The sequence below is a fragment of the Bacillus sp. CHD6a genome (assembly GCF_001293645.1).
Classification (GTDB): Bacteria; Bacillota; Bacilli; order Bacillales; family Bacillaceae_I; genus Sutcliffiella_A.
Genome location: NZ_LBMD01000010.1, coordinates 193,236 through 204,347 on the forward strand (window position 1 = coordinate 193,236; position 11,112 = coordinate 204,347).

Genomic DNA, 11,112 nt, shown 5'->3' on the forward strand with positions numbered 1-11,112 from the left:
CTATATGTTTCGTTTTTTAAATATCCTAATAATAGGTTGGTTGTGATAACCGCAGCGGAAGTGCTGCCAACAAGGATAAGAAAGGAGCTTTGATATGGTAAGAGTAGTCTATTACTATGTAGTCTTGTTCATGACCTTAATGATGACCATCGGAGGAAGTGTCGCTGCATTCATGGCAATTGCAGATATTGTCTCACCTTCTAGCTATTATCAGACTTATAGCGAATATAAGGAGATGAAAATTGCCAACAAAACAAAATATGATAATGCAGGCAAACCGATTTCTGAACCAGACATTGATGATGACGAGCTGCTTGCCGAATATAACACAGTAGTGGCTCAAGAAAAAGACCGAAACAAGGAAATGGCCTGGAATACATTGATAAAGAGCTTTGGTTGGATTATCATCCCACTACCTATTTTTATTTTCTATCAACGAAAGGTTAAGAGGAACGAATAAGTATAAAGATAAACAACTCTTGTTATTAGTTTATCGCCGCTGTTCCTTGCCGCAAATGGATCAACCGTATTAAATACTTTCCTAGTTTTAGACAAAAAGACCGGGCAGAATTCCGCCCGGTCTTTTTATCCGCCCCTTACCTTTTTTTTCTGGTTTTCGACTATCCCACTTTTCTGTTTAAGATATCGGTACAGATAGATGCTCGGCAATATTGCAACAACTAGAGCAACAAACATATAGCCCTCCATTTCTGCTGATAACAGTCCGTTGGCAACAAAACTTAATAAAAATAAATAAAGTGCATTTCCTATGAAAGTCGCTATTAAAAAGGGCATTAATCTAATGGAACTTACTCCGCCTGTAATATTAATTAAACTAGAAGGAACAAATGGGATCAGTCGCAAGAATAAAACAAACAGGATACCATTCTGTTCCAGCTTTTCTAAATACGATTTTTTAACTTTGTTAATAAGGAGCGATTGAAACCAATAACGAAAGACGACAAACGCAACCAACGCCCCAATTAAACTAGTAGCAAGACTCCATATATATCCACATACAAGCCCAAACAAAGCAATATTGATGACAATTATCCCCACAATTGGTATAAGCGTAAAGAGGTTTTGAATGAGCATTAATGAGAAGGTTAATAATAGCAAGAAATATATTTCCTCTTCCAACATCAACTGTATTTGTTCCATGTCACCACTTTTAAAAATGGAAAACCATTCTGTTTGAACAACCCATATCAAAGAACATACTACGGCGATGAAGGTTACTATCCTCCAGATTTTATGAGTGTGTATTGACGCTCCCTCCCCTACCTGATCTTAGTTAAAGATAGCTACTGATTTCTACCATATACAAATATTTATAAGAATATGAACACAAAATGAGTAATTTGTTATTGATTTCCACTTTCCTAGAGTGCTTTACATAATTATAGCAATTTTATCGTAATAAAGTACCATCTTACCCTCCCCCTGCTAGTAAATTTTTTAGTGGGACATTTTTCTGCCACAGTTTTCAGGTTGAAAACGCTTTACATAATTTTTACAAATACCCTATTGACGAATCGAAAAAAGGGGAGTAAATTAAGTATCATCATTTCATACATTTTAACCTATTGCTTAATCTTTACAGAGCGGGGGAACCATATTGATATCCTGATAAATGTCGGTATATCTAGGGGTGAATCGTACATGCGAAGAGGACTCTCATCCTCTAACCCGACAGCTAACCTCGTAAGCGTATTGAGAGAAGGGTCTGATTGTTATAAAAGAGACCATTCTTTGAGTTGCAAAGATTGGTCTCTTTCTGATGTTTCTAGAACGGGAATATGTAATTTGTAAGTCTGGGTAACCCCCATGTTGATTGAAGTGAAGGGTGTGAGATTCCAAAGGGAGATAGCGGTAGCTTGAGACCCCGCAACGTAGTGAGGCTCAAGCACCACCCCTAGGAAAGCGAACAACCGGAACAAAAGAAAACATGGAGTTTAAACCCGCCCCCATTTTTCAAGAGAGAAGGAATAATAATGAAAAAGCAATTTGTTGTCATTGGATTAGGTCGTTTCGGAGGCAGCATCGTGGAAGAATTCTCCACACTTGGAGTAGAAGTCCTCGCTATTGACAAAAACGAAGACAACATCAATAAAATAAGCGAATATGCAACACATGCCGTTCAGGCAAATGCAACAGACGAAGCCACACTTAATTCCCTAGGAATCCGAAATTTCGATCATGCCATTGTATCCATGGGTGATGACATCGAATCAAGTATTCTTACTAGCTTGCTTCTAAAAGAGATGGGCATAAAACAAGTGTGGGTAAAGGCAACCAATAAATATCATCAAAAGGTTCTAGAGAAGATCGGTGTGGACCGTATCATCCAGCCTGAACGGGACATGGCCAAAAGGGTTGCCCACCATGTTGTGTCAGATAAAATCTTCGACTACATCGAGCTGTCTGATAACCATTGCATCGCCGAGCTTTTCGCGACTATAAAAGTAAGTAACAAGAGCCTGACAGACTTAGATCTGCGTGCCAGGTTCGGATGTACGCTTATCGGAATACAAAGAGATGGAGATATCATTATCTCGCCTCCCGCAGATGAAATTATCCGAGAAGGGGATTTACTCATCATCCTTGGACGGAATGAAGACATTCACCGTTTTGAAGATGTAGGAATCTAACCATGTGGCGCAATCGATTTATTAATCTCAGTCCACCGCAGCTATTGATTGTGGTCTTTATCTTTTTTGGACTTCTAGGCACGTTGCTATTGAAGTTACCGTTTTCCACAACGGAATCCATTACACTAGTTGATGCCTTATTTACTGCCACTTCTGCAATGACGGTTACAGGGCTTGCTGTCGTCGATACCGGCACTGCATACACCTTATTTGGCCAAATTGTTATCTTGTCTCTGATCCAAGTGGGCGGAATTGGTATTATGACGTTTGCAGTCCTGATTTTTATCATGCTTGGGAAAAAAATCGGTTTTCAAGAAAGGTTAATTTTACAACAGGCACTGAACCAAACATCTGTTGGAGGGATTATCTTACTGGTCAGAAGAATTATTATTTTCTCTTTCCTTATTGAAGGAATAGCAGTATTACTATTGTCTTATAGATGGATTCCTGAGTACGGATGGTGGGATGGCTTTTATTACAGTGTCTTCCATGCTATTTCCGCATTCAATAATGCTGGTTTTTCCATTTGGTCTGATAGCTTAATGCAATATGTTGGAGATCCTGTTGTAAACATTGTCATTTCTTTTCTTTTCATCATTGGTGGTATTGGATTCACTGTACTGACCGATCTCTGGTATACAAAGGAATTTCGTAAGCTTACCCTTCATACAAAGATCATGCTATTTGGAACATTAGGTATTAATATTCTTGCTATGTTTGTATTCTTTGTGTTGGAATACTTCAATCCTAATACTCTAGGAAACTTCACCTTCATGGAAAAAATATGGGCATCTTATTTTCAAGCGGTTACAACTCGAACCGCCGGCTTTAACACAATAGACATAGGATCTATGGAAACCCCCTCTATTATATGGACGCTTCTGCTTATGTTTATTGGAGCAGGGAGTACTTCAACAGGTGGAGGAATCAAACTCACAACATTTGTTATTATTATTTTAGCTGTGAACACTTTTATAAAAGGAAAGCATGAAATTGTCATTTTCAAACGATCTATTCACCAAAATTATGTAATAAAAGCGCTCGCGATCTCAACCATCAGTATATTATTCATTTTCTTCTCTTTGTTCATCCTGACGATAACGGAACAAGCAGAATTTCTCTTATTATTATTTGAAGTAATTTCAGCTTTTGGTACTGTGGGTTTATCAATGGGGATTACGGGAGATTTAACAGATATCGGAAAATGCGTCATTGTTTTTATTATGTTGCTTGGAAAACTTGGACCACTAACCTTGGCCTATTCCCTAGCGAAACCAAAACCTGCTAAAGTAAGATATCCAAACGAGGACCTGCTTACAGGATAAAAAAAAAGCTCCCATCAACAAACGTTGGGAGCTTTATTTTTTGTAGAGAAAAAAAAACATAGCTGTTGATTGGAGCAAAAGGCGAAGACTCCTGAGGGAGCTAGCACTAGGGCAGGCGTAGCCGAGGAGGCTCCACCAGGGCCCCTAGGAAAGCGAAGCCATTTGCGGAAATCAACAGCGGTGTTTATAAAATATTATAATCAAGACTTTTTCAGTGGCTTCATGCTTTCCTAGGATGCTCTCCTCCAGGAAAGCGCACCCCTTTGCAGAAATCAACAGCCGTGTTGAAAATATTAATAGTATCTTTTCCGGAATCCTTCCTCCATCAAATACTGCTTTGCTTCATTATAAGAAGGAAAAGTTCCGTCCAAATTTTTTCCAGCATAAACATTCCACATATCGTCTTCCAATACCACATTTAAAGAATGCCCTTCATCATTTGCCCATCGTTCTTCTTCAAATTCCTCTGTATCTATTTCTACTTCATACTCTCTTCCCAACAATTCAATGGATTTTTTGATTAGTTCTTGCAGTTCATCCGCATCAAACTCACGAATGTTCACCATTCCTTTGTCGTCTGTTTTATAGCCTTTAATTCCCTTGGCATAAACAAAACCGTTGCCATTTGGGTGTAAGTGATAAACTACGTTTTTCTTATCGCTTTGACTTTCTTCATATTGGAAGTTTACCCGTTTAAGAGATACGTCTTTTCTTGTTAGTTGGGGAAAAGATTGTATTATTTCAAGTTTTTTTTCAAAAGTTAGCATAATGCCTCCATGTAATGTAAGATTCTTTCGGTACATTATAGCACTTGACTTGAATGAAGGAAAGGAACGCTAGAGGAGTGGATTGAAGGAAGTAGTATATTTCTCTCAAAGTGGTTAATTTATCACCGGGTAGCCTTGTGGCTACCCGGCTGATTAGTAACTTAAAATGTTTGTGCTTTATCTTTCGCACGCGCAATGGCGTCCGCTTTAATCTCTTCCGCTTTATCTGGCATTGCTGCATGACCTTCAACAAAGATACCTTCAAATGATGGAACACCGAAGAATTGCATAAGTACCGTTAAATAACGATGCCCCATTTCCATTCCTGCAGCAGGTCCTTCAGAATAAATACCTCCGCGCGCCTGGATATGAATTGCTATCTTATCCGTTAACAAACCAACAGGACCTTCTGCTGTATACTTAAAGGTTTTACCTGCAACAGAAACGGAATCAAGATATGCCTTCATTACTGGTGGAAAGGAGAAGTTCCAAAGTGGTGTTACAAACACATATTTATCTGCTCCGATAAACTGTTCTGTTAACTCGGATAGTCTGCTCACTTTTCCTTTTTCTTCTTCAGAAAGTTCTTCAAACCCTTTACCGGTTTGCAATTTTCCCCAACCACTGAATACATCTGCATCAATATGCGGAATATGTTCCTTGTATAGATCTACATGGACTATTTCATCCGCTTGGTTCGCCTCTTTATAAGTGTCAATAAATGCTTTCCCTACTGCCATGCTGTAAGATTGAGTGTCATCATGTGGATGTGCAGTGATGTATAAAACTTTTGCCATTTTGTATCGTTCCTCTCTGAGTTTAAAGTAGTATATTTTAGTTTGCTACGAAAAGCCGTAGCTTACCAACTATCTTGAATTAAATTATTATTAATTCGAGATAATAATACAAAAAATGTGTGGTTTTTGCAAGTTACATGTTCTTAACAATAAAAAAAGACCCATCATCCACTCATAATAGGTCTTAAATAAAGATCTTATTCTTCATTATGTAGGATATATGGATTACCGCCGATATGTTTTCTCATATCGTCAGTCAGTACAAATGACTCATTCAAAGCATCGGCTACATTTTCTTTCAAATCGGACTGGACACTGCCATCATAATGGTTTGGCTTTCCTTCCATCAACTACACCCCCTAAAATAGTATGGTTAGTTTATACAACTATTGTACTATTTTATACATTTTTTAGATAGATGTTTTTGGGTCAAAAAGAAAAATCATCCAATAATGATAACATGTTTCCACTTTCTTTATCTTGTTTGATAAAAAAGAACAACTGCCCTAGACAGTCGCTCTTTGATACTACATTATTCACCAAGTAAATATTCATTTATATCTAATTCTTGCCCGGATGCAAGTGCGGCATCATAATCTAATTGAACAAACTCATACGTCTCATCTATTAGTGGAACAAATTGAAATTCAAATATTAATACATCCCCAGGTTCGTATTTAGTCGTGAGATCACCGTCAAAAACCATACTATGCGATTGCTGTGGAGCAAAGCTAAGGGTCGATTGTTTGGTTGTCTCATCATATGCAATAGTTTGGAGTTCCCCTCTAACTTTAATGGTTTCCCACATGTCAAAGCTTCTGGCAACATGTACCTGTTTCCCCCACCCTTTATCGTAAAATTCATACGACATATCTGCGAAAGTGTAAACTTCTTCTTTTCCATCCACTTTTGAAGATCCCTTATGCATATCAGAAGGTACAAGATAACGTTTTCCATCTACTTCTATATATTTTTTGGAAGTCGTCACCATATCTTTAGGTTCTCTCGAGCCTGTATTGGCAACCCTAATTCTCTCCATAAAATCTTGTACCTTTTTTTCATCTTGAAGTGTCTTTTCAATTACTTCCTGATTCCATAACTCTTGATCATCTACATAATCCTTTACGTCACGTTCATATAAGTCTTCCACATGCTGTCTAGTTAATGTATATTTTCTATTTTCGCCATAATAATCAATATCAAAAGTAACATAGTCTCCATTTATAAAAAATGTAAAGTAAGTCGTGGCATTGAATATGATAGTCCATGGAAGGTTGGAAACATGAAATACGTCTTTCTCAAAACCTTTAGCGGAAGTCTCTTCTGTCACTTTATAGTACATGTGAATTCCCATTGGCTGCTCTTCATTCGTTTGAAGTTCCATTCCATTCGCATAGTATCTTCCGGGTAAAACTTGACCGTGATATTGTCCGAGCGCACCAGGGTTGCCAATAAATGCTTTGCCAGCATCTATTTGATCATGAACCTCAATGGACTTTAAATAAGCAATATAATTTTCATAACTTTTCTCTTCCTCAGGTGCAGAAGATCTTGGAGGTTCTCCATCAGTACCCGTAAAGAGAATAAATGAAAATAATGCTAAAGCCACGACACTGAGCGTCATTAATGCAGCTGACCTTACTTTTGGCAACCATCCTACACGGGTCTTATCCCCCTTATGGTTCATAATAGCTTGGTGTAACTCATTTTTTGTTTCTTCTTTTAGTTTAGGCTTAGGCAATGTTCGAAGCTTTTTATCCAGTTCCTTACTCAATTACATTCCCTCCCAACTTTTTTTGCAAAGCCAATTTTGCACGATGAAGCGTGGATCGAACTTTATTTTCAGTCCATCCCATAGCCGTTGCGGTTTCTTGAACAGACAACTCTTTAATGCTCCTCATAATCAGTACTTCCTGATAAGATTCTTTTAGACTTCTGATAGCGTGTAATAATTCCTGTTGCTCTTCTGAGACAAAAAATAACTGCTCCGGTGAATCTTTTTCCGTACTTTCTCGAACAGTTTCGCTTTCAAATTGTAACAACCACTTCCATTTATCCCGCTTTTTTTTGCGATGGGCATCAATAGCAATGTTTCTTGCAATACTATAAAGCCATGTTTTAGGTGAAGCCTCCCCCTTGTAATGATCCAGGCTGTTTAATGCACGTATAAACACTTCTTGTACTAAATCCTCTACATCATGATGTTTGGAGTTCAAGCGGTACAACAGAAATTGATAAATATCATCACTATATAAGTAAAACCATTCTGAAATGACTTGTTTATTGGACATCCTTTTCCCCCGTTTGTTCCAGTCTCTATTTGTTTAGACGAATCTTTTTTCATTTTATCGCAGTTTAAACGAAAAAAAGAGCCCTCCTATTTCACCAGGAACGGCCCTACTTACGTGAAAAATCTATTTAAAAGGTCTCTTTTATAAAAATAGGCAATCATCAATAACAACTTAGAAGGTAATTTTTTTGGAAACATCCTCTTTTTATAAAATTTATGATACCCTCTCTTTAAATCATCCCATTGCGTACAATGTTTATCCTGTTCAAAACGCACCACATCGATAAGCTTTACCTTACCATCGGTGGTAATAAGTATGTTATGAAGATGGATGTCCGATGGATTTAGACCTCTATTTTTGGCTAACAGTATTGCATGATCTACTTCCTCTAATACATTTTCTTCAATATGCTTTCCCATTACCAAGCATTCAAACAGAGTAGACCCTTCGATATAGTCAATGACAATATAATTCCGCCCTGAATCATGCATTACAGGGAAGTAAGGAATTCCCTTTAGCTTATCATAAATTTGAGCTTCTCTTTTCGCTAGATGCTCAAAAGGAGGATAGAACACTTTTAGCACTTTACTCGTATTTTTTAGTTTAAATACATATGCACTTCTACCAGAACCAGCTATGGTAAGCTTCTGAATGTCATAAGAATCAACTATAACGTTTTTATGCGTTCGCTTAAAAACAACAGACTCTGCAAGCTGCTGATATGATAGGTGAAGTTCTATAGTTCCCCTCATCTGGCATCCCCTACTCTCCTAGATACATTACGATCCTAATTCCTCCAAGAGGTTCATCATGGTTGTCACTTCATCAATTAATGTGTAAAGCTCAGAGTTTTGCAGTTTCTCTAACGCCACTTCCCCGTCTACCATTGCGTTTTCCAATACATCTTGAAGTTCTTGGTTTTTATCTACAATCTGCTGATGAACACTTTCTGCGATAGCTGGAGCATCCGTGTTATTAAACTCATCTATTTCAACAAGCATTTCATTTAATCTTGTTTCTAATTCGTCTTTAGCATTGGTATCTGAAGCTGCATCCTGGATCAGTTGCGGTGCTTCCTCTCCAAAGTCCTTCCAAGTATTAATATGCTCCGTTGCCTCATTAACATATTCCATAGAACTATTAACTTCTTCCAAAACAGAACAACCACTTAATAGAATAGATGATAACAATGCAAATGAGATAATAATTTTACGCATCTAAATCCCTCCTATTTCTTTATTCGTTTTTTTACTTCTTTCATTACCACTGGCAAGACCTTCTTTTTCGCAATCTTTGCACCTTCTTTTAAAATAAACGCTTTAAATAGTTTTTTAATCATCGTTATGACCTCCCAAATTTTCATCCCAAAATCAAAAAGACCCTTCACCGTAGTGGCGAAAGGTCCCTCTATACTACAGACCTTTGCCAGACTAATGAAGCTGACAAAGGTCTCGCTAACAACACATTGTTGCCAACAAAGCCGAGGACATCATGTCCCGTAATGACGACTTTGCTGAAAAAGCTACTCCCCTTTGGGATAACGTATTTTTCTTACTATTATATTAGCCCATCACTTAGAAAACGTCAACTTTTCTAAGTGTTTGTAAAGGTTGTGAAAAGTTTTTCAGTACGTATTGGGACATAATAAAAAATGTGATATAGTAATATCGAAAATCGATATCGGGTTTCGTATACTTCGATAAACTTCTATTTTTTTATAGAGGAGGACATCATTTGGAAGAAAGAGTACTTAGAAAATTGTTCCTCGGTTTTATTCAGATCCATATTCTTCATCACGCAAAAGAACAACCCGTTTATGGCGCCTGGATGCTAGAAGAATTAAGGGAACATGGATACTCTATAAGTGCTGGAACATTGTATCCTATCTTACACACGATGGAAAAGGACGGTCTTTTGCATCGGGAGGACCTAAATGTCGAGGGTAAGATCAGAAAAAACTATACCACAACAGAAAAAGGAAATCTCGTATTAAATGAAGCAAGAAAAAAAGCTTATGAATTATTTAAAGAAATTAAAGAGGGTGATCAACATGAAGAAACCTAACAAATTACTGTCATTATTAGAAATCTTAATGGTATCAACAAGACTAGGTCTTACTTCTTTCGGTGGACCGGTAGCCCATCTCGGTTACTTCCATAATGAATATGTACGCCGTAGAAAATGGATGGATGAAAAAAGTTATGCCGACCTTGTAGCTTTATGTCAATTCTTACCTGGGCCTGCGAGCAGTCAGGTTGGAATAGGCATTGGCGTAATGCGTGCAGGAGTTCTTGGTGGCATCGTTTCCTTTTTAGGATTCACGCTGCCTTCAGTCTTAGCATTAATTATCTTCGCTATCATCCTGCAGGGGTTTGATGTAGGTAATGCAGGATGGATTCATGGATTGAAGATCGTTGCAGTAGCTGTTGTTGCTCATGCCATTTTAGGGATGGCAAACAACCTGACCCCTGATTTAAAAAGAAAAGCTATAGCGTTATTTGCACTAGTTGTTACGTTATTGTGGCAAACAGCATTCTCCCAAGTTGGAGTAATACTTGTTGCAGCTATCATTGGGTATTTCTTATTTAAACAAACTATCACTGCGGATGACTCTCGGATGGAGTTTCCAATTTCCAAGCGTTTAGCCGTAATCTGTTTAACTCTATTCTTTGGTCTACTTATCTTGTTACCCATTTTAAGAGAAGCTACTTCATTGAATTGGGTGGCACTGTTTGATAGTTTCTACCGTTCTGGATCCTTAGTATTCGGTGGAGGACATGTTGTTCTTCCTTTACTAGAGCGAGAATTCGTGCCAACTGGCTGGATTAGTGAAGAAGCATTTCTTGCTGGCTATGGTGCTGCACAGGCAGTTCCTGGTCCGTTATTTACATTCGCAGCATATATCGGTGCAGTCATTGACGGCTGGAAAGGCGGACTGTTAGCAACATTCGCTATCTTCCTTCCTGCCTTCCTATTAATTCTTGGAACTTTGCCATTTTGGGATTCGCTGCGCCGCAATTCAAAAGTAAAAGCTGCATTAATGGGAGTGAATGCGGCGGTTGTTGGAATTTTAATTTCTGCTTTCTACTTTCCCATTTGGACTAGCTCGATTATAGCTCCAATTGATTTTGCTTTTGCAGCAATCTTGTTCAGTATGCTTGTCTACTGGAAGCTTCCACCTTGGGTGATTGTATTAACAGGTGCCATTGGAGGAACATTGATGGGATTGTTTGTTTAATTAATGGAATGTAAGATGCTAGGAGTTTTGCCTGTGAGGACAA

General features: G+C 38.0%; 13 protein-coding genes and 1 riboswitch. Of the genes, 5 read left to right on the top strand and 8 right to left on the bottom strand.

Features of this window, described 5'->3' with window-relative positions; genetic code table 11:
• Positions 1–94 precede the first annotated feature (94 nt).
• Positions 95–460 carry a hypothetical protein gene (locus tag AAV98_RS09800; RefSeq protein WP_060665365.1) on the top strand — a complete coding sequence of 122 codons (366 nt, stop codon included), beginning with the start codon at positions 95–97 and terminating at the stop codon, positions 458–460.
• A 125-nt stretch (positions 461–585) separates the two neighbouring features.
• Here AAV98_RS09800 and AAV98_RS09805 read toward each other — a convergent pair whose 3' ends face one another.
• On the bottom strand, positions 586–1,161 hold the full coding sequence (locus AAV98_RS09805; RefSeq protein WP_156317723.1) for a TVP38/TMEM64 family protein: 576 nt from the start codon (positions 1,159–1,161) through the stop codon (positions 586–588).
• A gap of 416 nt (positions 1,162–1,577) precedes the next feature.
• Positions 1,578–1,725: riboswitch (cyclic di-AMP (ydaO/yuaA leader) on the top strand.
• Positions 1,726–1,994: 269 nt separating this feature from the next.
• On the opposite strand from AAV98_RS09805, the gene AAV98_RS09810 reads away from it, so the two are divergent.
• Both AAV98_RS09810 and AAV98_RS09815 read left to right on the top strand, forming a co-directional pair.
• Entirely contained in the window at positions 1,995–2,651 is a 657-nt protein-coding gene (locus AAV98_RS09810) for a potassium channel family protein (protein ID WP_060665367.1), read from the top strand.
• 2 nt (positions 2,652–2,653) lie between these two features.
• Entirely contained in the window at positions 2,654–3,976 is a 1,323-nt protein-coding gene (locus AAV98_RS09815) for a TrkH family potassium uptake protein (RefSeq protein WP_060665368.1), read from the top strand.
• Positions 3,977–4,269: 293 nt separating this feature from the next.
• Here AAV98_RS09815 and AAV98_RS09820 read toward each other — a convergent pair whose 3' ends face one another.
• From AAV98_RS09820 to AAV98_RS09845, 7 genes are all read right to left on the bottom strand, one after another.
• On the bottom strand, positions 4,270–4,743 hold the full coding sequence (locus tag AAV98_RS09820; protein WP_060665369.1) for a hypothetical protein: 474 nt from the start codon (positions 4,741–4,743) through the stop codon (positions 4,270–4,272).
• A 161-nt stretch (positions 4,744–4,904) separates the two neighbouring features.
• Positions 4,905–5,540, bottom strand: coding sequence for an FMN-dependent NADH-azoreductase (locus AAV98_RS09825; protein WP_060665370.1), 636 nt, complete (start codon positions 5,538–5,540; stop codon positions 4,905–4,907).
• 197 nt (positions 5,541–5,737) lie between these two features.
• Positions 5,738–5,887, bottom strand: a complete 150-nt coding sequence (locus tag AAV98_RS20580; protein ID WP_187442146.1) for a hypothetical protein — start codon at positions 5,885–5,887, stop codon at positions 5,738–5,740.
• Between the two features lie 185 nt (positions 5,888–6,072).
• Positions 6,073–7,314 carry a DUF4825 domain-containing protein gene (locus AAV98_RS09830; protein ID WP_060665371.1) on the bottom strand — a complete coding sequence of 414 codons (1,242 nt, stop codon included), beginning with the start codon at positions 7,312–7,314 and terminating at the stop codon, positions 6,073–6,075.
• On the bottom strand, positions 7,307–7,831 hold the full coding sequence (locus tag AAV98_RS09835) for an RNA polymerase sigma factor (protein ID WP_060665372.1): 525 nt from the start codon (positions 7,829–7,831) through the stop codon (positions 7,307–7,309). Before AAV98_RS09835 ends, AAV98_RS09830 begins: the two co-directional genes overlap by 8 nt.
• A 110-nt stretch (positions 7,832–7,941) precedes the next feature.
• The gene (locus AAV98_RS09840; RefSeq protein ID WP_060665373.1) at positions 7,942–8,583 is read right to left on the bottom strand and encodes a serine/threonine protein kinase; all 642 of its coding nucleotides are present in this window, start codon (positions 8,581–8,583) and stop codon (positions 7,942–7,944) included.
• A gap of 27 nt (positions 8,584–8,610) precedes the next feature.
• On the bottom strand, positions 8,611–9,048 hold the full coding sequence (locus tag AAV98_RS09845; protein WP_060665374.1) for a DUF6376 family protein: 438 nt from the start codon (positions 9,046–9,048) through the stop codon (positions 8,611–8,613).
• A gap of 517 nt (positions 9,049–9,565) precedes the next feature.
• On the opposite strand from AAV98_RS09845, the gene AAV98_RS09850 reads away from it, so the two are divergent.
• Positions 9,566–9,895 carry a PadR family transcriptional regulator gene (locus tag AAV98_RS09850; RefSeq protein WP_060665375.1) on the top strand — a complete coding sequence of 110 codons (330 nt, stop codon included), beginning with the start codon at positions 9,566–9,568 and terminating at the stop codon, positions 9,893–9,895.
• Entirely contained in the window at positions 9,882–11,069 is a 1,188-nt protein-coding gene (locus tag AAV98_RS09855; RefSeq protein WP_060665376.1) for a chromate transporter, read from the top strand. Before AAV98_RS09850 ends, AAV98_RS09855 begins: the two co-directional genes overlap by 14 nt.
• Positions 11,070–11,112 lie beyond the last annotated feature (43 nt).